Source organism: Rugamonas violacea (assembly GCF_016461825.1).
Taxonomy (GTDB): domain Bacteria; phylum Pseudomonadota; class Gammaproteobacteria; order Burkholderiales; family Burkholderiaceae_D; genus Rugamonas.
On the sequence record NZ_JAEMNU010000123.1, the window covers coordinates 181,373 to 203,812 of the forward strand.

At 67.4% G+C, this 22,440-nt stretch carries 19 protein-coding genes and 1 pseudogene; 14 read left to right on the plus strand and 6 right to left on the minus strand.

The genetic code is table 11. The features are described from left to right. Positions 1-130: 130 nt before the first annotated feature. Positions 131-1,951 carry a DUF885 domain-containing protein gene (locus H7U20_RS23045; RefSeq protein WP_199761467.1) on the minus strand — a complete coding sequence of 607 codons (1,821 nt, stop codon included), beginning with the start codon at positions 1,949-1,951 and terminating at the stop codon, positions 131-133. Positions 1,952-2,197: 246 nt separating this feature from the next. Here H7U20_RS23045 and H7U20_RS23050 point away from each other — a divergent pair, with 246 nt between their 5' ends. Continuing rightward, the gene (locus H7U20_RS23050) at positions 2,198-2,854 is read left to right on the plus strand and encodes a response regulator (protein WP_199761468.1); all 657 of its coding nucleotides are present in this window, start codon (positions 2,198-2,200) and stop codon (positions 2,852-2,854) included. A 1-nt stretch (position 2,855) separates the two neighbouring features. After that, on the plus strand, positions 2,856-4,232 hold the full coding sequence (locus H7U20_RS23055) for a sensor histidine kinase (RefSeq protein WP_199761469.1): 1,377 nt from the start codon (positions 2,856-2,858) through the stop codon (positions 4,230-4,232). Positions 4,233-4,359: 127 nt separating this feature from the next. On the opposite strand, the gene senA is transcribed toward H7U20_RS23055, so the two are convergent. After that, positions 4,360-5,562 carry a selenoneine synthase SenA gene (senA, locus tag H7U20_RS23060; RefSeq protein ID WP_233411002.1) on the minus strand — a complete coding sequence of 401 codons (1,203 nt, stop codon included), beginning with the start codon at positions 5,560-5,562 and terminating at the stop codon, positions 4,360-4,362. A 55-nt stretch (positions 5,563-5,617) separates the two neighbouring features. Here senA and H7U20_RS23065 point away from each other — a divergent pair, with 55 nt between their 5' ends. Together H7U20_RS23065 and selD are read left to right on the plus strand one after the other, a co-directional pair. Then, positions 5,618-6,766, plus strand: a complete 1,149-nt coding sequence (locus tag H7U20_RS23065; RefSeq protein ID WP_199761470.1) for a glycosyltransferase — start codon at positions 5,618-5,620, stop codon at positions 6,764-6,766. Next, a complete protein-coding gene (gene selD / locus H7U20_RS23070) occupies positions 6,763-7,812 on the plus strand; it encodes a selenide, water dikinase SelD (RefSeq protein ID WP_199761471.1) in 1,050 nt (349 codons plus the stop codon). Before H7U20_RS23065 ends, selD begins: the two co-directional genes overlap by 4 nt. A gap of 245 nt (positions 7,813-8,057) precedes the next feature. On the opposite strand, the gene H7U20_RS23075 is transcribed toward selD, so the two are convergent. Beyond that, positions 8,058-8,792, minus strand: coding sequence for a PEP-CTERM sorting domain-containing protein (locus H7U20_RS23075; RefSeq protein ID WP_199761472.1), 735 nt, complete (start codon positions 8,790-8,792; stop codon positions 8,058-8,060). 604 nt (positions 8,793-9,396) lie between these two features. On the opposite strand from H7U20_RS23075, the gene leuA reads away from it, so the two are divergent. Both leuA and H7U20_RS23085 read left to right on the plus strand, forming a co-directional pair. Continuing rightward, positions 9,397-11,097, plus strand: coding sequence for a 2-isopropylmalate synthase (leuA, locus tag H7U20_RS23080; protein ID WP_199761473.1), 1,701 nt, complete (start codon positions 9,397-9,399; stop codon positions 11,095-11,097). Positions 11,098-11,342: 245 nt separating this feature from the next. Further along, the gene (locus H7U20_RS23085; RefSeq protein WP_199761474.1) at positions 11,343-12,953 is read left to right on the plus strand and encodes a methyl-accepting chemotaxis protein; all 1,611 of its coding nucleotides are present in this window, start codon (positions 11,343-11,345) and stop codon (positions 12,951-12,953) included. Positions 12,954-13,135: 182 nt separating this feature from the next. On the opposite strand, the gene egtB is transcribed toward H7U20_RS23085, so the two are convergent. Beyond that, positions 13,136-14,482, minus strand: a complete 1,347-nt coding sequence (gene egtB, locus H7U20_RS23090; RefSeq protein WP_199761475.1) for an ergothioneine biosynthesis protein EgtB — start codon at positions 14,480-14,482, stop codon at positions 13,136-13,138. 67 nt (positions 14,483-14,549) lie between these two features. Further along, complete coding sequence (gene egtD / locus H7U20_RS23095; RefSeq protein WP_233411026.1) at positions 14,550-15,566, minus strand: L-histidine N(alpha)-methyltransferase; 1,017 nt, start codon at positions 15,564-15,566, stop codon at positions 14,550-14,552. Between the two features lie 218 nt (positions 15,567-15,784). On the opposite strand from egtD, the gene H7U20_RS23100 reads away from it, so the two are divergent. The 7 genes from H7U20_RS23100 (at position 15,785) to H7U20_RS23130 (ending at position 21,479) form a co-directional block, all read left to right on the plus strand. Continuing rightward, the gene (locus tag H7U20_RS23100; RefSeq protein ID WP_199761476.1) at positions 15,785-16,672 is read left to right on the plus strand and encodes a putative selenate ABC transporter substrate-binding protein; all 888 of its coding nucleotides are present in this window, start codon (positions 15,785-15,787) and stop codon (positions 16,670-16,672) included. A 3-nt stretch (positions 16,673-16,675) separates the two neighbouring features. Then, entirely contained in the window at positions 16,676-17,521 is an 846-nt protein-coding gene (locus H7U20_RS23105) for a phosphonate ABC transporter ATP-binding protein (RefSeq protein ID WP_199761477.1), read from the plus strand. Between the two features lie 4 nt (positions 17,522-17,525). Continuing rightward, positions 17,526-18,371, plus strand: a complete 846-nt coding sequence (locus tag H7U20_RS23110) for a PhnE/PtxC family ABC transporter permease (protein ID WP_199761478.1) — start codon at positions 17,526-17,528, stop codon at positions 18,369-18,371. Beyond that, positions 18,368-19,171 carry a phosphonate ABC transporter, permease protein PhnE gene (gene phnE / locus H7U20_RS23115; protein WP_199761479.1) on the plus strand — a complete coding sequence of 268 codons (804 nt, stop codon included), beginning with the start codon at positions 18,368-18,370 and terminating at the stop codon, positions 19,169-19,171. Before H7U20_RS23110 ends, phnE begins: the two co-directional genes overlap by 4 nt. A gap of 75 nt (positions 19,172-19,246) precedes the next feature. After that, on the plus strand, positions 19,247-19,924 hold the full coding sequence (locus H7U20_RS23120) for an ABC transporter ATP-binding protein (RefSeq protein WP_199761480.1): 678 nt from the start codon (positions 19,247-19,249) through the stop codon (positions 19,922-19,924). Positions 19,925-20,114: 190 nt separating this feature from the next. Beyond that, complete coding sequence (locus H7U20_RS23125; protein ID WP_093390804.1) at positions 20,115-20,402, plus strand: hypothetical protein; 288 nt, start codon at positions 20,115-20,117, stop codon at positions 20,400-20,402. A gap of 303 nt (positions 20,403-20,705) precedes the next feature. After that, positions 20,706-21,479, plus strand: a complete 774-nt coding sequence (locus H7U20_RS23130) for a ferritin-like domain-containing protein (protein WP_199761481.1) — start codon at positions 20,706-20,708, stop codon at positions 21,477-21,479. Positions 21,480-21,661: 182 nt separating this feature from the next. Here H7U20_RS23130 and H7U20_RS23135 read toward each other — a convergent pair. After that, positions 21,662-21,844, minus strand: a pseudogene (locus tag H7U20_RS23135) (IS21 family transposase); the annotation flags it as partial. 102 nt (positions 21,845-21,946) lie between these two features. Between H7U20_RS23135 and H7U20_RS23140 the strand changes: the two are divergent. Continuing rightward, positions 21,947-22,438 (plus strand): Hcp family type VI secretion system effector, encoded by a 492-nt coding sequence (locus tag H7U20_RS23140; protein WP_199761482.1) that lies wholly within the window; start codon positions 21,947-21,949, stop codon positions 22,436-22,438. Positions 22,439-22,440: the final 2 nt, after the last annotated feature.

Sequence of the window (22,440 nt, forward strand, 5' to 3'; positions counted from 1 at the left end):
CCAAGCCAAGGCGCCCGCTGCGCCCAAACCACCCAAAGGCAGAGAGCCGGGGTCAGACCCCGCGGGGTCTGACCCCAGGGTTGCGCCGCTGGGTTTTGCCTGCGTCCCTGGCGACTCGCGGCCAACCGCCTCAGGCTTTCTTACGCGCGCCGATCCAATCCTCGATCACCCGCTCCAGCACCGTCAACGGCAAGGCGCCGTGCTTGAGCACCTCGTTGTGGAACTGCTTCAAGTCGAAGCGTGCGCCCAGTTCCCGCTTGGCGTGCTCGCGCAGCGCCAATATTTTCAGCATGCCCACCTTGTAGGCCAGCGCCTGTCCTGGCGCGACGAAGTAGCGCTCCACCTCCGCCGTCACATCCCCCTGCGCCATGCCGGTGTTGTCCATCATGTAGCTGATCGCCTGCTCCCGCGTCCAGTGCTTGTAGTGGATGCCCGAATCGACCACCAAACGGGTGGCGCGCATCATCTCGTCGCGCAGGCGCCCCAGATTGTCGAGCGGGTTTTTCTGGAAGCCCAACTCGTAGGCCAGCCGCTCGGCATACAAGGCCCAGCCTTCCTGATAGGCGGTGAACGGAATCACCTTGCGGAAGAACGGCACGCCGCTCAGCTCCTGGGCGATGGCGATCTGGAAGTGGTGGCCGGGGATGCCCTCGTGGTAGGCCAAGGTGCGCATGGCGAACTTGGGCGTCTCGCCCGGCGCGCGCATGTTGGCGTAGAAGACGCCGGGACGCGAGCCGTCGAAGGCGCCCGGCTCGTAGTAGGCGCCCGGCGCGCTGGCCTCGGACGCCGCCGGCACCGGCCGCACCTCCACACCCAGCTTGGGACGCACGTCGAAGGCGCCGCCCAGACCTTGATTGACCTCGTCGAGGATGGCCTGGTAGCCTGCCAGCATGGTCGCCTTGCCTTCGGCCGTGTTGGCGTACTGCTGCGCCGGTTGACGCGCCAGCGTCTGCACGCGGGCGCCGATGGTTCCCTCGGCCAGCCCTTGCTGGCGCAGGATCGCATCCATTTCGCCGCCGACCCGCGCCACCTCGGCCAGGCCCAGCTCATGCACCTGCTGCGGTGTCATGTCGGTGGTGGTGTGCATGCGCACGCACCAGGCGTAGTAGGCGTCGCCGTTCGGCAGGCTCCAGGCGCCGTTGTTGACGCTGGCCTTCGGCTGCAGCGCGACGAAATAGGCGATCAACTGGCGGTAGGCCGGATAGACGCTGTCCTTGACCGCCAGCTCGGCCTGCGCCAGCAGCTGGGCGCGCGCGGCGTCGTCAAGCTTCGCGGCCGGGATCTTGGCCAGTTTCTCCTTCAGGCTCAAGTACAGCGGATTGTCCTGCGGCGCCAGGCCGACAAAACCATTCATCTGCACCAGCACCTTCTCCACCGTGAAGCGCGGCGGGATGACGCCCTTGGCCTCGCGCTGTTTCAGCCCTTCCAGCAGCTCGCTGAATTTGCGCGGGAACTTGTTCAGTCGGGCGATGTAGTTGTCGGCCTCTTCCCGGCTCTTCACCTGATGTACCTGCGCCATGAAGTTGGGCAGTGCGCTCTGCACACCGGCCATTTGGTTGATCGGGAAGTCGTGTTGGCTGAACGCCTCGCCGTCGGCCTGCAACTGAAGATACTGGTGCAGCGTGTCGTAGGACAGCTGGCCTTCGCGGTCCAACACGCTGCGGTCGTACTGGTTCAACACGGCCAACTCGTTCTTGACCAGCGCCGTCAGCTTCTTCTCGTGCGCCGGCGAGGCGTCGTCCAGCTTGGCGCTGTAGAAGTCCAACCATCCCGGCAGGATGCGCAGCGACGACAACAGCTCGGGGCTGTCCAGCGCAAACGAGGCAAACACGCGGGTGTAGAACCAGTCCAGCTTGAGCGGCTTGGCATACACGGTATGGGCGACCAGCGCGGCCAGCGCCAGCACCACCGTCAACAGCGCCATCAACAGCCACTTGACTACTCGCTTCATCAACTATCTCCAATTTTAAATGAGGGTTAATTCTTGAGACTAACCCAATGTTTCAATAAAAACTACTGAAACATATCGGTGTGAATGTGCAGCACCACCAGCAGCAGGAGCAAGGCCGAGGCCATCGTCAGCAGCACTTTTCTTAAGCGTTTCAGGTTCATCATCGAGCTTTCCACTATCAATGGCGCCATTCTATTTTCTACAAGCTTTGGCTTAGCTTAAGGTTGGGCCACCTATAATTCGGCCATGCACATACTGATCATTGAAGACGACCTGGATCTGGGCTTCGCCCTGCAGCAGGCATTGAAGGCCGAATCCATCAGCAGCGAGTGGCTGCGTCGCGTCGAACAGGCGCCGCGCTCCTTCCACGACTGCGCCTATGACTGCGTGCTGCTCGACCTGTCGCTGCCCGACGGCACCGGTTTCGACCTGCTGGCGCGCTGGCGCCGCGCCGGCGTCGCCGTGCCGGTCATCATCATCACCGCCCGCTCGGCGCTGGAGGACCGCCTGGCCGGCCTCGACGGCGGCGCCGACGATTTCATCCTCAAGCCTTTCGCCACGGCCGAACTGGTGTCGCGCATCCGCGCCGTGCTGCGCCGCTACGCCCAGCAGGCCAGCGAGGTGTGGAGCGTGGGCGAACTGCGCATCGAACCGAAAAGCTACACCGCCACGCTGGCCGGCACGACGCTGGAGCTGTCGCCGCGCGAATTCCACCTGCTGCTGGAGCTGGCGCGCGAGCCGGGCGCCGTGGTGCCCAAGGGCGCGCTGGCGCAACGCATGGAACCGCTCGGCGAGGCGCTCGACTTCGGCGCCATCGAGGTGCACATCTCCAACCTGCGGCGCAAGATAGGCGCCGAGCGGATCCGCACGGTGCGCGGCATCGGCTACATGCTGGCGGTCTGAGATGACGCTGCTGGAACGCCTGCGCCACGCGCTGCGCCCGACCCTGGTGCGGCGCGTGCTGCTGGTGCAGCTGGCGGCGGTGGCGCTGACCTGGCTGCTGTTGCTGGCCTACCTGTCGAGCGAGTTCTTCGATCCGCACACGCTGGACCGCGACCTGACGGCGATGGGCGCCACCATCGTCGCCTCGGTGGCGGCGGCCGGCAACGAGGCCGAGGCGCGCGTCGCGCTGGACGCCTCGGCGGCGATGCTGCACAACTCCTACCGCGTCAACGAGATGCCCGGCGTGCGCCTGCTGCAGCTGGCCGACGGCCAGGGCCGGCGCCTGCACACGGCACCGGCCGGCGTCGGCGTGGCGCTGCCCGGCGACAGCGCGCGGCTGACCGACCTGCTCATCGATGGCCGCCAATACCGCGTGTTCCAGCGCGCCGCCGGCCCCTGGCTGGTCACCGTCGCGCAACCATTGATCGCCAAATCCTGGGCCGTCCGCATGCTGGCCGGCGACCTGGCCTTCGACATCGTCATCGCCTTCCCGCTGTTCCTGCTGCCGATATGGATCGGTGTGGCGCGCGGCATGCGGCCGCTGCGCGCGCTGTCCGCGCGCATCGCCACGCGCGGCGCCGACGACCTGCGCCCGCTCGGCATCGACTCCAAGTACGCCGAGTTGAAGCCGCTGGCCAGCGCCATCGACCGCTTGCTGGCGCAACTGGGCCACAAGGTGCAGCGCGAGCGCGCCTTCGTGCAGGACGCCGCCCACGAGCTGCGCACGCCGATGGCGGTGATCTCGGTGCAAGCCCACGCGCTGGCGCGCGCCGACGATCCGCAACAGCGCGCCGACGCCGAGCAGCGGCTCGACCGCGCCATCGGCCGCGCCTCGCACCTGGTGCAGCAACTGCTGGAGCTGGCGCAGATCGACCGCGAACAGACCCCGGCCGGCGCGCCGCTCGACGTGGCGCAATTGCTCAGGCAGGAGCTGGCGCTACTGGCGCCGGCGGCGATGGCGCGCGACATCGAGCTGTCGCTGGAGGCGCCCGACAGCCTGACGCAAGCCCTGGAGCTGCACGCCTTCCAGTCGGTGCTGCAAAACCTGCTGACCAACGCGCTGCGCTACGTGCACAGCGGCGGCGAAGTGATGGTGGAACTGGCCCGGCGCGACGGCGCGCTGGTCCTGTCGGTGGCCGACAACGGCCCCGGCATCGCGCCGGCCGAGCGCGAGCTGGTGTTCGAGCGCTTCTACCGTGGCGCCGGCCACGACAGCGCCGGCACCGGCCTGGGACTGGCCATCGCCACCCAGGCGGCGGCGCGGCTGGGCGGCCGCTTGACGCTGGGGCCGGGCTTGGGCGGCGCCGGCTGCACCTTCAGCGCGCACTTCCCGGTCTAGGCGGCATGCCGTCGGCTGCAAAAACCACCCAACGGCAAAGAGCCGGGGTCAGACCCCGCGGGTCTGACCCCAGACTTGCGCCTGTGGGTTTTGGCGTCCGCCCCGGCTTGCGCGCAGCTGGCTGGCCTCAGCGATCCCAGGCGCAGGTGCGCAGGCCGCAGAAGATGTCGTCGCGTTCGGGCAGGTAGAAGTTGCGGAACTTGGCCGAGCCGAGCCGCGACGGCGTGGCGAAGCTGGCGCCGCGCAGCACCTGCTGGCTGCCGAACCAGGGCTCCGAGTACTCGCGGTAGCGGTCGGCGACAAAGCCGGCGTAAGGCTCGAACGGCGACGCCGTCCACTCCCACAAATGGCCCCAGCGGAAGGCCGAATGGCCCGACAAGGCGGCGTACTCCCACTCGGCCTCGGTGGCCAGGCGGCGGTCGGCCCAGACGCAGTAGGCCTGCGCCTCGTACAGGTTGATGTGGCGCACCGGTTCGGCGCCGGTCAGCGTGCTCAGTTGGCCGAAGCGCATGGTGCGCCACTGCTGGCCCTCGCGCTGCCAATAGCGCGGCGCCGAGCGCTCCTGCTGCATCAACCAGTTGCAGCCGGCGGTGCTCCAGAACTGGCGCTTGTCGTAGCCGCCGTCGGCGATGAATTCGGCGTACTGGGCGTTGCTCACCAGGCTGCTGCTGATGGTGAACGGCGCCACGTGGCAGGCGTGGTCGCGCCGCTCGTTGTCGAAGACGAAGCCGCCGTCGGCAGCGCTGCCCAGGTGCAGCGTGCCGCCGGGGAAGCGGATGTCGACCGGCGTGTAACAGGGCTGCTGGTCGCTCACCAGCCGCGCCGGCGCGGCCAGACCCAGGGTCTGCAAGGTGTACAGCAAGGCCTCGCCATGCATGTCCTCGTGCGCCAGCGCCAGCCGGTAGGGGTACAAGGCCTTGTCCTCGAAGGCCTCGCGGGTCAGCTTGTCGAGCACGCGGTCGAGCACCTCGTGGCAGTAGGTCTTGACGGCGCCGGTGCTGGGCAGGTCCAGCGTCCAACGGCTGCGGTGCGCCACCGTGTTCGAATCGAACCAGTCGTCGCCACGGCTCAACAGGGAGTTGTAGATCGCGTCGGCCGGGTGGCTGGTGGCCGCCTCGCGCAGGATGAACCATTCGGTGAACCAGGCGATATGGCCGAGCTCCCACAAGGGCGGATTGACGATGCGCAGCTGCGGCACGTTGGCGGCGACGTCCATGCCGGCCGCCGCGAAGCACTCGAACAGCGTCAGCGTATAATCTCGCGCATTCTGCAGGGCGTCGGCCAGCTGCATCGGCCTGGCGTTTCGAAAGGAGGCGTTGATTGAACTCATATCTGATTGTAGCCCAGGCGCCCGCCAAAACAACCATCGTTCGCCAGCCCACACCATGAGCCAACCGCACATCTGGATTGTCAGCCCGGCCTCGGCCAAGGCTAACAACGGCAATTGGCAAAGCGCCAAGCGCTGGGCGCGCTTTCTGCGCACGCGCTACCGCGTGACGATTGCGCAACAGTGGCCGGCGCCGGACGGCGACGCCGGCAGCGCGACGTCCTCCGCTGGCGGCCGCGCCACCGGCGACGGCGCGCCCGATCTGCTGATCGCGCTGCACGCGCGCCGCTCGGCCGCCGCGCTGGCGGCCTTCCACCAAGCCTGGCCGCAACGCCCGACGCTGCTGCTACTCACCGGCACCGACTTGTACCGCGACATCCAGCACGACGCCAGCGCCCAGGCGGCGCTGCGCCAGGCCGGCGCGCTGGTGGTGCTGCAGCCGGACGGCCTGGACCAGTTGCCGGCGCCGCTGCGTGGCAAGGCCAGCGTGATCTACCAGTCGGCCACCACTTTGCGCGCGCCGGCCAGCGCCGCCGCGACGGCAACCACGACAGCCATGACTACAACGACAACGACGTCGACGCCGGCCACAACGACAATGCCAGCCAGCGTCGCGCCGGACGCCGCGCCGCCGCGCCGGCGCCATCTCGACATCTGCATGATCGGCCACCTGCGCGCCGAAAAAGATCCGCTGACCTTCATGCGCGCCGCCGCGCTGGTGACGGCGCCGACGGCGCGCCTGCTGCACATAGGCGGCGCGCTCGACGCGGAGCTGGGCCGCCTGGCGCGGCACACCCAGGCGCTCACACCGCGCTACCACTGGCTCGGCGCCCTGCCCCACGGCGCCACCCGGCAGCGCCTCAAGCGCAGCTTCCTGATGGCGCTGACCTCGCACATGGAGGGCGGCGCCAACGTCATCATCGAGGCGGTGACCTGCGGCGTGGCGGTGCTGGCCAGCGACATCGGCGGCAACCGTGGCATGCTGGGCGACGACTACGCCGGCTACTTCGCGCCCGGCGACGCCGCCGCGCTGGCCGGCCTGATCGAGCGCTGCATCGCCGAACCGGCCTTCCACGCCCGCCTGCGCGCCCAGTGCGCCGCCCGCGCGCCGCTGTTCGCCCCGGCCGCCGAGCGAGCGGCGCTGCTGAAGTTAGTGGATAATCTGCTGCATACCCCGCACCACCCCCAACCACGGAACCCAACATGACCACCGAGACCATCAAACTGACCTCCTTCTCCCACGGCGGCGGCTGCGGCTGCAAGATCGCGCCCGGCGTGCTGGCCGAGATCCTGAAAAACTCGAGCGGCTTCCCGGTGCCCAAGGAGCTGATGGTCGGCATCGAGACGGCCGACGACGCCGCCGTCTACAAACTCAACGACGAGCAGGCGCTGATCGCCACCACCGACTTCTTCATGCCCATCGTCGACGACCCGTTCGACTTCGGCCGCATCGCCGCCACCAACGCCATCTCCGACGTCTACGCCATGGGCGGCACGCCGATCATGGCGCTGGCCCTGGTCGGCATGCCGATCAACAAACTGCCGCTCGAGACCATCGGCCAGATCATCCGTGGCGGCGAGAGCATCTGCGCCGAGGCCGGCATCCCCATCGCCGGCGGCCACACCATCGACTCGGTCGAGCCGATCTACGGCCTGGTGGTGCTCGGCCTGGTGCACCCGTCCAAGGTCAAGCGCAACGCCGACGCCCGCGCCGGCGACGTGCTCATTCTCGGCAAGCCGCTCGGCGTGGGCGTGCTATCGGCCGCGCTGAAGAAGGACAAACTGGACGCCGCCGGCTACGCCGCGATGATCGCCAACACCACCAAATTGAACAAGCCGGGCAAGGCGCTGTCCGATATGCCCGGCGTGCACGCGCTGACCGACGTCACCGGCTTCGGCCTGCTCGGCCACCTGCTCGAGATCGCCCGTGGCGCCAAGCTGACCGCGCGGCTGAACATGGCGCAGATCCCGCTGCTGCCCGGCGTCGAGCAGCTGGCCCACGACGGCTACTTCACCGGCGCCTCCGGCCGCAATTGGGAAGCCTACGGCAAGGACGTCACGCTGTCGCCCGCGATCAGCCAGGCGCAGCACATGCTGCTGACCGATCCGCAAACCTCGGGCGGCCTGCTGGTGTCCTGCGACCCGGCCAGCGTCGACGAGGTGCTGGCCCTGTTCGCCCGCGAAGGCTTCGACAGCGCCGCCGTGATCGGCGAAATGGTGGCCGGCGCGCCGCGCGTGGAAGTGGCCGCCTGACGGCAGCCCGCTCGATTGAAAAAACCCACAGGCATGAATCTGGGGTCGGACCCGCGGGGTCCGACCCCGGCTCTCTGCCTTTGGGTGGTTTTGTAGCCGCCGGCGCCCGCGCCGCAAATACAAAACGCCGCCACGGTGCATCACCGTGGCGGCGTTTTTTTGTCTGCGCAAGCCAGCCCGAGGTCGTTCCCGCGCAGGCGGGAACCCATGCTGCGCTAGAGAGCGCGGAACCACGGGCTAAACCATCACGCCTTGCGCTGCTTGCGCTTGGCCGCCACACCCAGCAGGGCCAGGCCGCCGGCCAGCATCGCCCAACTGCCCGGTTCCGGCACCGGCGAAATGGCGAAGGACAGGTTGTCGGCATAGCCGTCGTTGTAAGAGCCGTCCCGGCGCAGCATGTCGAGGACAATGCCGACCGAAACGGCGCCGACCGGAATATAGCCCTGGGTATCGCGCGCCACCAGGCCGGTCAGGTTGTGACGCTCGGCCGCGCCGACCGACGCCAGGCTGGCGCTGCCCAGCGTGTGGCCGCCGGCATCGAGGAAGGTGGCGCTCAGCACGGCGTTGTCGCCCTGCGAGGAGTAGCCGCCCAGCCAGCCGGCCAGGTCGAACTGCGTCTTGCCGCTGTTGATCGCGCCGGCATAGGCGCTCAGGTCGATCACCTGGCTGGCGCGCGAGGCGCTGTTGCTGTCGCCGCCGGCGAAGAAGTTCAGGCCGCGATTGGCCGGGCCGGCGTCGCTGGCGGACGGGAAGCCGCCGCTGGCGCCGTATTTGACGGTGGAAAAATTCGAGCTCAGCGACCAAGCCGGGGTGCTGCCCAGGCCGCCGCTCGGCGAACCGACGCCCGCTTCGGCATCGCCGTTGACGATCAGGTTGGCGCCGAAGCCGGCGCCGGCGGCGTGGGCGAACGGTGCGGCCAGGACCAGCGTGCCGGCCACAGCCAGGGTGCGGGAAATCAGCGTGAGTGTAGTGAAGCGCATGGACATCCTTTCGAAATGGGAAGAAACGACAACGGCGCGGCGGCGGCATCGGGCCGCGCGGCCGGACTGGCAGGGAAAGCGTGCACATTTTACATTGTTTTCGTATCAACACCCAAGCGCCCCGCCGCGTCCGCCGGCGCCGGCGTGCCACAGCGATGGCCGCGCGCCGCCAAATGACTTGACAAGGCCGCTTGCAATCTCGTACATTCGATGCATGACCTCGCATCTGCACCTATCCTCTTCCCTGCTGTCGCACGCTGGCGCCCTATCGCTAGCGTCGCTACTACTAGCACGCGCTTAAATTCGTTTCTACGCACTGCTCCGTCCGGCCACAAGCCGCACGTGTCTCACCACCCCAGGAAAGTTTGCCCAGATGTTCACTCCGGCTACCCGCGTCCCTAGCAGCACCGACCATTCGCCCTCAGCGTCGTTCGCCGCGCGCGTTCTGTCGGCACTGCTGCTATCGCTACCGATCGGTTGCCTGGCCTAGTGTAACGTGGCCGCCCGGCAACCAATCGCCACCCGCGCCGCGCAACTTGCGCCGCGCCGCCGCAGTGAAAAACGCCGTCCCCGCATTCCCCCATTCGAGACCCAGGAGCATCCCATGATGTTGCAGAACCCCGCCGCCAAATACCGTGCCTTCCCACCCGTGCAATTGTCCGACCGCCAGTGGCCCAACAACATCATCAGCAAACCGCCGATCTGGATGAGCACCGACCTGCGCGACGGCAACCAGGCGCTGATCGAGCCGATGAGCGCCGACAAAAAGCTGCGCTTCTTCGAGCTGCTGGTGAAGATCGGCATCAAGGAGATCGAGGTCGGCTTCCCGTCCGCCTCGCAGACCGACTTCGACTTCGTGCGCAAGCTGGTCGATGAAAACCGCATCCCCGACGACGTCACCATCATCGTGCTGACCCAGTCGCGCGACGAGCTGATCCGCCGCACCGTCGACTCCGTGGTCGGCGCCCGCCGCGCCGTGGTCCACCTGTACAACTCGGTGGCGCCGGTGTTCCGCAAGGTGGTGTTCGGCATGTCGCGCGAGGAGATCACCAACATCGCCACCAGCGGCACCCGCCTGGTCAAGGAGCTCGTCGCCCAGCATCCGCAGACCGAATGGGTCTTCGAATACACGCCGGAATCGTTCTCCACCACCGAGCTGGACTTCTCCAAGCACATCGTCGACGCCGTCAGCGCCATCTGGGAGCCGACGCCGCACAACAAGATGATCGTCAACCTGCCGTCGACCGTCGAATGCAGCACGCCCAACGTCTACGCCGACCAGATCGAGTGGATGTCGCGCAAGCTGGCGCGGCGCGACTCGCTGATCATCAGCGTCCACCCGCACAACGACCGCGGCACCGCCGTCGCCTCGGCCGAGCTGGCCGTGATGGCCGGCGCCGACCGCGTCGAAGGCTGCCTGTTCGGCAACGGCGAGCGCACCGGCAACGTCGACCTGGTCACCCTGGCGCTCAACCTGTACACCCAGGGCGTCCACCCCGGCCTGGACTTCTCCGACATCGACGAAGTGCGCAAGTGCGTCGAGGAATGCAACCAGTTGCCGGTGCACCCGCGCCACCCCTACGTCGGCGACCTGGTGTTCACCGCCTTCTCCGGCTCGCACCAGGACGCCATCAAGAAGGGCTTCGCCCAGCAGCAGCCGGGCGCGCAGTGGGAAATTCCCTACCTGCCGATCGACCCGGCCGACCTCGGCCGCAGCTACGACGCGGTGATCCGCGTCAACAGCCAGTCCGGCAAGGGCGGCATGGCCTATCTGCTGGAACAGGACTACGGCCTGGTCTTGCCGCGCCGCCTGCAGATCGAGTTTTCCCGCGCCGTGCAGGCGGTGGCCGACGCCACCGGCCTGGAAATCACCGCCGAAGGCATCCACGGCATCTTCCAGAGCGAATACCTGGAGCAGACCGCGCCCTACGCCTACGCCTCGCACAAGCTGGTCGAAGACACCACCAGCGACGAGCCGGTGCAGATCGACATCGCGCTGAGCCACCGCAACGCGCCGCTGGCTTTGCAGGGCGGCGGCAACGGCCCGATCGACGCCTTCGTCAACGCGCTCGGCCTGGACATCAAGCTGATGGACTACCACGAGCACTCGATCGGCTCGGGCGCCAACGCCCAGGCCGCCTGCTACGTCGAGCTGCGCCTGGCCAACGGCCCGACCCTGTTCGGCGCCGGCGTCGACAGCAACATCGTCACCGCCTCGTTCAAGGCCGTGCTGAGCGCCGTCAACCGCCAGCTGCGCCTGAGCGAGGGCGCGGCCAGCGGCAAGGCCGCCGGCGTCACCGCCTGAGTTCGGACCAACTGACTAGCTAGTTCCCGGCGCGGGAACGCCCGCCGTTCCCGCGCCGCCTCCCCGCAGCTCCCCCTGCTGCTACTCCTGCCGCTCCCCCTCTTCCGCCGCATCCTCCCAGCCCCCGCCGTCCCGCCGCGTATTGCTTTGACGCACAGCCAACACGTCTTTTTCGGCGTTATACTCGATTTGTTCACCGCACCATTTTCTGCAAATCCCCCGCCACGCCTGTGAGGAGTCACTGCATGAACATATCGAACCTGAAGATCGGCATTCGTCTTGGACTTGGATTCGGGGCGGTGCTGACCCTGATGTTGATCCTGATTGTGGTGGGCCTACAACGCTTGAGCAGCATCGGCGCGCATACCGACACCATCATCGACAAGGACTGGGTCAAGGCCGACGCCGCCGCCACCATCAGCAGCACCACGCGCGCCAACTCGGCCCTGGTGCTCGAACTGTTCATCGCCAAGGACCCGGCGCGGGTGGCCGAGATCAACCGCGAAGTCGACGCCAACAAGAAGCTCATCGGCGCCGCGCTGGAGACCCTCGACAAGCTGCTGTATCTGCCCGAGGGCAAGGCGCTGCTGGCGGCCATCCGCGAGCAGCGCGGCCAATACGTCGCCTCGTTCGGCAAGGTCGGCAAGCTGATCGCCGAGCAGCAGCACGACGCCGCCGCCGCGCTGATGGCCAGCGACACGCTGCCGCGGCTGAACAAGCTGCAAACCAGCATCCGCGAGCTGTCCGACTTGCAGCGTCGCGCCGTCACCAGCAACGGCGCGGCGGTGCAGCAGGACATCAGCACGGCCGGCCGCCTGATGAGCGTGCTCGGCGCCGCCGCCCTGCTGCTCGGCGTCGCCTTCGCCTGGCGCGTGACGCGCTCGATCACCGACCCGATCGGCTACGCGCTGAAGGTGGCGCGCGCCGTGGCGGCGGGCGACCTGACCAGCCGCATCGACAGCGCACACCACGACGAGGCCGGCCAGTTGCTGCGCGCGCTCGGTGAGATGAACGACAGCCTGGCCCACATCGTCGGCCAGGTGCGCAACGGCACCGGCACCATCGCCACCGCCTCGAGCCAGATCGCCAGCGGCAATATGGACCTGTCCTCGCGCACCGAGGCGCAGGCCAGCGCGCTCGAGCAGACCGCCTCGTCGATGGTCGAGCTGACCACCACCGTGCGGCAGAACAGCGACAACGCGCGCCAGGCCAACCAGCTGGCGCAGTCGGCCTCGCAGGTGGCGCAGCGCGGCGGCAGCGTGGTGTCGCAGGTGATCGACACCATGGGCTCGATCAACGACTCGTCGCGCCGCATCGTCGACATCATCGGCGTCATCGACAGCATCGCCTTCCAGACGAACATCCTGGCGCTCAACGCGGCGGTGGAGGCGGCGCGCGCCGGCGAACAGGGACGCGGCTTCGCCGTCGTCGCCTCCGAGGTGCGCAATCTGGCGCAGCGCTCGGCCGGCGCGGCCAAGGAGATCAAGGAGCTGATCGCCGACTCGGTGACCCGGGTCGACGCCGGCGCCCGCCTGGTCGAGCAGGCCGGCAGCACGATGGACGAGGTGGTCGCCAGCGTCAAGCGGGTCAGCGATATCGTCAGCGAGATCTCGCTGGCCAACACCGAGCAGACCGACGGCATCGAGCAGATCAACATCGCCATCGCCCAGATGGACGACGTGACGCAGCAGAACGCCGCCCTGGTCGAGCAGTCGGCCGCAGCGGCGGCGGCCATGCAGGACCAAGCCGGCGCGCTTGAGCAGGTGGTCAGCCAGTTCCGCATCGACGGCGCCGACAGGCCGGTGCAACGGGTGGCCACACGGGCCAGCGCCCGCCGGCTGCCGGCCACCACTTGACTACCAACTAGATAAACCCAGTCGCTCCCGCTGAACCCAGTAGTTTCCACTGAACCCAGTCGTTCCCGCTAAACCCAGTCGTTCCCGCGTAGGCGGGAACCCATGCCGCGCCAAGCAGCACGCGGTGCATGCGTTTCCCCATGCGCGGCGGTCCACCGATGCGGAACGACGGCTATGACACCTTAGCGCGCCAAGCGCAGGCCGCTGAACTGCCAGCGCGCGGCGGCGGGGAAGAAATTGCGATAGCTGGCGCGGGCGTGGCCGTCCGGCGTGGCGCTCGACGAGCCGCGCAGCACGTACTGGTTCAGCATGAACTTGCCGTTGTACTCGCCCAGCGCGCCTGGCGCGGCACGGAAACCCGGATACGCCGCGTAACTGCTGCTGGTCCATTGCCAGCAATGCCCGAACATCTGCCGCAGACCCCGCCCCGCTCCAGCTCCCGCCGCCGCGCTGGCGCCCCCACTCGCGCCGGCCGGATGCAGCCAATCGCCTGCAGCAGCAGCAGCAGCAGCGCTAACGGCATTGGTGGCGGCCGCAGCGTCCGCAGCGCGCGCTGCCCCGCCGCCCGCGCCACCCAACTCCGCGCGGGCGGCGAACTCCCACTCGGCCTCGGTCGGCAGCCGCGCGCCGGCCCAGTTGGCGTAGGCGTCCGCCTCGTACAAAGAGAGATGGGTGACGGGACGGTGCGGGTCCAGCGGCTGCGCGCCGCACAGCGTGAACTCGCACCAATTGCCGTCCTCGTCGCGGCGCCAGTACAACGGCGCCGACAATTTTTGCGCGCAAACCCAGTCCCAGCCCTCGGCCAACCACAGCGCGGCGTTGAAGTAGCCGCCGGCGTCGATGAAGGCCTGGTACTCGCCGTTGCTAACCAGCCGCGAGGCCAACGCGAACGGCGCCACGTACTGGCGGTGGCGCGGCAGCTCGTTGTCGAAGCAGAAGCCGGCGCCGTCGTGGCCGATCTCACTCAAGCCGCCCTCGAAATCGAGCCAGCGCAAGGGCGTGGCGGCGGCCGGCGCCAGCGGCCGGCGGATGTACTCGGGCAGCAGCGCACTTTGCGCCAGCAGGTGTTTCACGTCGGTCAGCATCAGCTCCTGATGCTGCTGCTCGTGCTCCAGGCCCAGTGTCAACAGGCTCGCCAGCTCGGCACGCGCCGCCGCATCCAGGGCCGAGGCCAGCAGACGGGCGATGCGCGCATCGACGTCGGCGCGGTAGGCGCGCACCTCGCGCATGGCCGGCCGTGTCAGCAGGCCGCGCTGGGCGCGCGGGTGCTTCTCGCCGATGCCGTTGTAGTAGGAGTTGAACAGCACCCGGAAGGCCGGATGGAAGGGTGCGAAGTCGGCCTCCATGCGTTCGAGGATGAAGGTCTCGAAGAACCAGGTGGTGTGGGCCAGATGCCACTTGATCGGACTGGCGTCGGGCATCGACTGGGCGCCGCAGTCCTCGTCGGTGAGCGGTTCGGCCAGCGCCAGCGAACGTTGGCGGACAGTGTCGTAGCGGGCGTTCCACAGCCCGGTTTCGTGCATTTGCATAGGCGGCTCGCTTTGCTCGGCGTTGAGTTGACGTTGCGTTGGCGTTGAGTTGACGGTGAGCTGGCGCTCAGTCGGCGATCACATCGGCGTGGATCACGGCGAACCAGCCGGCCGGATCGGTCCACACGGCGCGGCTGGCGAAGCCGGCCCGCTGCAACAGGTCGACGAAGCCCTGGCGGGTGTATTTGTAGCTATCCTCGGTGTGGATACGTTCGCCCTCGGCGAAGCGGCGGCTGCCGCCTTGCCAGTGCACCGTCTGCGCGGCGCGCGCCTCCAGATGCATTTCGATGCGGCCGGCGTCGGCTTTGTAGAAGGCGCGGTGGCGCCACTGCGTCACGTCGAAGTCGGCGCCGATCAAGCGGTTCAGGTGGCGCAACAGGTTCAGGTTGAAGGCGGCGGTGACGCCGAGCGCGTCGTCATAGGCGGCGTCGAGCACGGCGCTGTCCTTGACCAGGTCGACGCCGATCAGCAGGCCGCCGTCGGCGCCGGCGTTGTCACGCAGGCCGCGCAGGAAGGCCACCGCCTGCTCGGGGGTGAAATTGCCGATCGACGAGCCGGGGTAGAAGAACAGGCGACGCTCGGCGCGCACGCTGGCGGGCAGCGCAAAGCCGGCGGAAAAGTCCAGCCCCAGCGCCGTCATGGCGATCTGCGGGAAGCGCTGTTGCAGCCGTTCGACGGCATCAAGCAGGAAGTCGCGCGAAATATCGACCGGCACGTACTGCGCGGGACGCAGCAGCGGGAACAGGCTGGCCGCCTTGGCGCAGTTGCCGGCGCCCAGGTCGATCAGGGTGCCGCCGCCGCCGATGGCCGCCGCCATGTCGGCGCCGTGGCGGGCGAAGATGGCCGCCTCGGTGCGCGTCGGGTAGTACTCGGGCAGCTCGCAGATGGCCTCGAACAGCTTGGAGCCGAGGCCGTCGTAGAAGAACTTGGGCGAGCAGTGCGCCGCCGGCGCCAGCAGGCCGGCGGCGATCTCGCCGATCAAGTCGGCATCGCCGTGGGCTGGCCGCAACAGTGAAGCGGCGGCGATCGGCAGCGACGTTGCCGCGGCCAGCGGCGAAGCCGGCTGGGTCATACGCAGTGACATAGGCATAAAGTTGCTCTGTCCAAGAGTGGATGACGGCCATCCCAAGGCCACGCCGCGCGCCACAGGCCACGCCGGTCGTTGCTGCGGATGACAATTTTTCGAAGACTTTTTTGCTATGATAGCTGAATATCCAAGTTCAAGCGCCGCAAGGCCACAGCCGTGCGCGGCCTGTTTCTGATCGCAATTGCAATGTTCCACCCACACAAAGGCACGCCACGATGAAAACCTCCACCCTGCGCACTATCAAGTCCCTGTTGACCGCCTCGCTCTCGGCCGGTCTGATGCTGGCCGCCGCGCACGCCCAGGCGCAAAGCCCGGCGCAGGTGTTCCGCGTCTCGGCCATCCCCGACGAGGCGCCGACCGAATTGCAGCGCAAATTCAAGCCGCTCGGCGAGTACCTGGAGAAGAAGATCGGCATGAAGGTCGAGTTCACCCCGGTGACCGACTATGCGGCGTCGGTCGAGGCGCTGATCAACAAGAAGGTCGACATGGTCTGGTTCGGCGGCTTCACCTTCGTCCAGGCCAAGGACCGCAGCAAGAACCAGATCACGCCGCTGGTGCAGCGCGCCGAGGACGAAAAATTCCGCTCGGTCTTCATCACCACCCACAAGGACATCAACAAGCTGGAAGACTTGAAGGGCAAGACGCTGAGCTTCGGCTCCGAGTCGTCGACCTCGGGCCACCTGATGCCGCGCTCCTTCCTGCTGGCCGCCAAGATCAATCCGGACACCGACCTGAAACGCATCGCCTTCTCCGGCGCGCATGACGCCACCGTCGCCGCCGTCGCCGGCGGCAAGGTCGACGCCGGCGCGCTCAACATCTCGGTGTGGGAAAAACTGATCGGCGAGAAGAAGGTCGATCCGGCCGTGGTGCGGGTGTTCTACACCACGCCCGGCTACTACGACTACAACTGGAGCGTGCGCACCGACATGAACGCCGACCTGAAGAAAAAACTCAGCGACGCCTTCCTCGCCCTCGATCCGAAGAACCCGGCCGACAAGGCCATCCTCGACCTGCAACGCGCCAGCAAATTCATCCCCACCAAGGCCGACAACTACACCGCCATCGAGGCGGCCGCCGTCAACGCGGGCCTGCTGAAAAAATAATCGATGTCCGCTTCCGGTAACCACCATGCGCCGACCTACCGCCTGCAAGGGCTGACGGTACGCCACCTGGCCGCCGCGCGCGGCCAGGTGGCGGCGCTGCACGCCATCGACCTGCGGATCGCCCAGGGCGAGCAGCTGGCCATCATCGGCCCCTCCGGCGCCGGCAAGACCACGCTGCTGGCCACCCTGGCCTGCGCCCACCGGCCGGCCGACGGCCTGTTCCAGGCCTTCGGCGTCGAGCCGTGGAGCTTGTCCGAGGGCGAACGCCACCGCCTGCGCGCCCGCCTGTTCCTGGCGCCGCAAACGCCGCCGCTGCCGCCGCGCCAGCGCGTGGTGACGGCGGTGCTGGCGGCGCGCCTGCCGCACTGGGGCTTCTGGCGCGCGCTGGCCTCGTTGGTGAAACCGGCCGATCCGGCCGCCGCCTTCGCCGCGCTGGCCCGCTTCAACCTGGGCGACAAACTGTATTCGCGCGTCGACCGCCTGTCCGGCGGCGAACGCCAACGCTGCGGCCTGGCGCGCCTGCTGCTGTCGAACGCGCAGACGCTGCTGGTCGACGAGCCGCTGTCGGCGCTCGACCCGGCGCTGTCCGAACTGACCCTGGCCACCTTGCGCCGGGAAGCCGCCGCGCGCGGCGCCACGCTGATCTGCAGCCTGCACCAGGTCGACCTGGCGCTCAGCCACTTTCCGCGCATCGTCGCGCTGCGCGACGGCCGCATCGTCTTCGACCTGCCGCGCGAGCAGGTCAGCCCGGCCATGATCGCCCAGTTGTACCAGGGCGAGCAGCCGGTCGCCAGCGCCCCGCCGGCCGATCCGGCCGCGCCGCGCCTGGCCGTCGACGCCTGCTTCTGAGCCCATGTCGAATCCCCCGCTGCTGAAACACCGCTCGGCCCACCCCGACCCCGCCTGGCGCGGCCGGGTCGGCATGGCCGTGCTGGCCCTGGCCCTGCTGTGGCCAATGATGGTGGCCAGCGAATTCCATCCCGCCCTGCTGTTCGACTGGCAGAGTTTGCAGGCCACCGGCCGCTTCCTGGCCGGCTTCGTGCCGCCGGCCCACTCGGCCGAATTCCTCGCCCTGCTGCTGCGCGAGACCTGGCAGACCGTCGCCATCGCCACCGCCGGCCTGACGCTGGCCCTGCTCGGCGCCATCCCCGCCACCTTGCTGGTGACGGAGAAGATGTCGATCTCGCGCCTCGGCACCGGCCGCATGCGGCTGGCCTCGGCACTGCTGCGGCAAAGCGTGCGCTGGCTGCTGGTGTTGTTGCGCAGCGTGCCGGAACTGGTCTGGGCACTGCTGTTCGTCCGCATCATCGGCCTCGGCCCGACCGCCGGCGTGCTGGCCATCGCGCTGACCTACTGCGGCATGCTGGGCAAGGTCTACGCCGAGATTTTGGAGTCGACCGACGGCCACGCCAGCGACGCCCTGCTGGCCAACGGCAGCGGCAGACTGGCCGCGCTGCTCTACGGCGCGCTGCCGGAGGCCGCCTCCGAACTGGTCTCCTACACCGTCTACCGCTGGGAATGCGCCATCCGTGGCTCGGTGGTGATGGGCTTCGTCGGCGCCGGCGGGCTGGGACAAAGAATGGACGAGTCGATGAAAATGCTGTCCGGCGGCGAGGTCTCCTCGATGTTGCTGGTGTTCGTGCTGCTGGTGGCCGGCGCCGACGCCGTCTCCAAACTGCTGCGCCGGAGGCTCGGATGAGCGCCGTCGGGCCGCGCGCCATGCCGGCCGCGCCGCCGCGCGCCTGGGGCACGGCCATTTTGGCGCTGCTGCTGCTCGCCCTGGTGGTGGCCAGCTTCGCCTCGCTGCCGCTGAAGTGGAGCGAATTCTTCACGCTGCAGGCAGTGGCCAGCATCGCCGAATTCCTCGCCGGCTTCGCCCCGCCCGACATGACGCCGGCCTTTGTCAGCAAGACCGCCTGGGCCACCGCCGAAACGCTGTCGATGTCGGCGCTGGGCACCCTGCTGGCGGTGGCCGCCGGCCTGCTGCTGGCCTTACCCGGCGCCGGCCGCTTCGGCCGCCCGGCGCGCGCGCTGGTGCGCGCCCTGCTCAACGTGCTGCGCTCGATCCCCGAGCTGGTCTGGGCCTCGATCCTGCTGATCGCCGCCGGCCTCGGCCCCTTCGCCGGCACCCTGGCGCTGGCCGCCCACACCGCCGGCGTGCTCGGTCGCCTGTTCGCCGACGCGCTGGAAAACGCCGCGCCGGCGCCCGAGCAAAGCTTGCGCACCAACGGCGCCTCGGCCATGGCCGCCTTCTTCTACGCCACCCTGCCGCAAACGCTGCCGCAGATGCTGTCCTACACCCTGTACCGCTGGGAGAACAACATCCGCGCCGCCGCCATCCTCGGCGTGGTCGGCGCCGGCGGGCTGGGGCAGATGCTCAAATACCACCTGTCGCTGTTCCAGATGCGCCAGGCCGCCACCGTGATCCTGGCCATGCTGCTGCTGGTGGCCTTGGTCGACGCGGTCAGCTTCGCCATGCGCCGCGCCTTGACCCGATAAGTCTCACCAAGCCGCCGAGCCGCCGCCCCACCGAGCCGCCCGGCGCCCTCCTCCACCCTTCGTCCCGGATTCGCCATGCTCCAACTGCGTCACCTGTCCAAATCCTATAGCAACGGCCGCCCGGTGCTGGCCGACCTGTCCTGGCATTTCAAGGCCGGTGAATTCGTCGCCATCATGGGCGACTCCGGCGTCGGCAAGTCGACCTTGCTCAATCTGATCGCCGGCCTCGACACGCCGGACGCCGGCCCGCAGGCCGACGCCGCGCCCATCCTGCTCGACGGCATCGCCATGTCCGGCCTCGACGACGCCGCCGCCACCCGCCTGCGGCGCGAGCGCATGGGCTTCATCTTCCAGGCCTTCCACGTGCTGCCGCATCTGACCTTGCTGCAAAACGTCGCCCTGCCGCTGCTGCTCAACGGCCTGCCGCAGCAGCGCGCCAGCGCCATGCTGGCCGCCGTCGGCTTGGGCGGGCGCGACGCCGACTTCCCGCACCAACTGTCCGGCGGCGAAATGCAGCGCGTCGCCATCGCCCGCGCGCTGGTGCACCGGCCGGCCCTGGTGCTGGCCGACGAACCGACCGGCAACCTCGATCCGGACACCGCCCACAGCATCCTCACCCTGCTGCGCGCCGAGATCAAAGCCACCGGCGCCTGCGCCATCATGGTCACGCATTCGCAGGCGGCGGCCGAAATGGCCGATAAAGTTCTCATTTTGACAAAATCGGGCATACAGGAAACAACAGTCGTCAACTAGTTTGAGCAATAAACAAGATAATTTATTTGTTAAATCCTCCCATTTATTTCCGGTCGTAGTATCATTGAGTCAACTTGCTTGGTTATCAATAATGTTGAGACGGTTGCACCATTTGAGACCACAATGCGGTGACCGATGGCCAGCTAGGAGACGCCAACCTATCCACGTTTTTGAGCAAAGGAGGAGCAAAATGAACGTACGGCAAAAGAAGTTGGAATTGATCGAAGCGATGAACAGGGCCAGAGCGCTAGAACCATCAAGCTTTGTCCCAAACAAACTGCTCGACACACTCATCGAAAAGATGAATTTGAAGAATGATGCAGAGTTGTGCAGGGTGTTGGAAGTTCAACCCCCCATCATCAGCAAGATCAGGCATCGCAAGCTTGCAGTAGGTGCCACAATATTGTTACGAATGCACGAAAAGTCGGACCTGAGCATCAAAGAGTTAAAAGACTTATCGACCGCATCAATGCACTGATCAGCCCTGCTGAACTTGCAATACAGGCGCCAAGCACCGCGCCATGATGAGCGAACCGCAGCATGACTGCAGCCTCGTCGGTCTAGTCCAGCCACAGAACGTCCAGCCTAGCCCCCGCTGAACGCGTTCTACCGAAACACCCTCCCCGCCAGACACTGAGCCGACGCGCTCGCGCCCCCTGCGTTATCAAACAAAGAAACCGTTTTTGCCAATTTTTCGTCGCCCGCCGCCGCCGCGCGCCACGACAAGCGCACCGCCACGGCCGATTCGTGGCACACTGCGGCCCTGACCCGAGACCGCATCATGCCCAGACAACAAGCCCTAGACGCCATCACCACCGCCAGCTATGCCGCCAAGCTGGCCGCCACCGCCGCCATCGACGCCACCCGGCCGATCGACGCCGCCGCCGTCCTCGGCACCGAGCGCACCGTGCCGGGCCGCGAGGCGCGGCCCGAGCTGGTCGCGCCGAACAAGCTGGGCAAACGCTCGATGCACACGGCGGAGGGCCGCGCCACCTTGATCCACGCCCTGGCCCACATCGAAATGAACGCGGTCGACCTGGCGCTGGACATCCTGTGGCGCTTCCCCGGCATGCCGGACGAGTTCTACCGCGACTGGATTCGCGTCGCCAAAGAGGAGGCCTACCACTTCAGCATGCTCGACGCGCACCTGCGCGGCATGGGTTACGCCTACGGCGACTTCCCCGCCCACCACAGCCTGTGGGAGATGGCCGAGAAGACCCGCGACGACATTCTGGCGCGCCTGGCGCTGGTGCCGCGCACTCTGGAGGCGCGCGGCCTGGACGCTTCGCCGCCGATCCGCGACAAGCTGAAACAGGCCGGCGACCACGACGCGGCGGCCATCCTCGACATCATCCTGCGCGACGAGATCGGCCACGTCGCCGTCGGCAACCGCTGGTACCAGCACGTCTGCGCCGAGCGCGGACTCGACCCGGTGGCGGCCTACGCCGAAATGGCCGAGCGCTACCGCGCCCCCCGGCTGCGCGGCCCGTTCAACATCGAGGCGCGCCGCGCCGCCGGCTTCAGCGAAGCGGAGCTGGCGGCTTTGCTGGCTTGAAAACGTGCCCTATTCGGCCTAGGAACGACGTGACCTCGTTCAGCCGGCTGAGTATTCTCGTCAAGCCAGGCACTCGCTCTCATCTCAAACCGGACACCCAATTGGCACTTGAATCCGGACAGTGATTCTCCTGTCCGGACACCTCAAGTAGGAAATGACGCGAAAACCCGCTTGCGTTAAGTCGTCTCGCGCAGCGCAGCGCAGGCGTTGGTGTGGCTCGACGCCCCCAGCGAGGCCACAAAGATGTGCGTGCGGCCGCCGTCGGTGAGCGCGATGATGGGGCCGGCGTAGTCGAAGAACAGCTTCTCTCCGGCGCGATGAACTTGGCGCATCGAGCGTTTGAGCCGCTGGGCGAAGCGGCGATACTCGCTGCGCAGCTAAGTTCAATCCGACTGACTATGCGCAATTGAGCCCCCATTGAAGCCATGAATAATTCCCATCTCATTCACACAGATTTGGAGATCATTATGGCCGCAGATATCTACTTGCTGATCGATGGAATCAAAGGCGAGAGCACCGATTCGACGCATATAGGCTGGATAGAGTTACATTCCGCCCACATGGGGGTGTCACAGCCTCGAAGTGCCACGGCGTCCACCGCTGGCGGCCACACAGCCGAGCGGTGCGAACATCGCAGTGTATCTGTGACCAAACTTGCGGATCTGGCTTCGCCGATCCTCATGCAGACTTGCGCAGCCGGCAAAACGATACCAAAGGCGCGACTCGAATTCATGCGCGCCGACAGCATGGGCGAACGCGTTAAATACTACGCAGTCGAACTTGAAAACGTCCTGATAGGGAACATTGATCAAGTCATCCACGCGGGCGACATCTTGCACGACAGCGTAGCCCTGAAATTCTCGAAAATCAAGCACACGTACACGCAGCAAAAAATCAGCGGCGGCGCCGGCGGCAATACGTCTGGCGGCTGGGACTTAACGACCAACCGGATTGTCTGAGG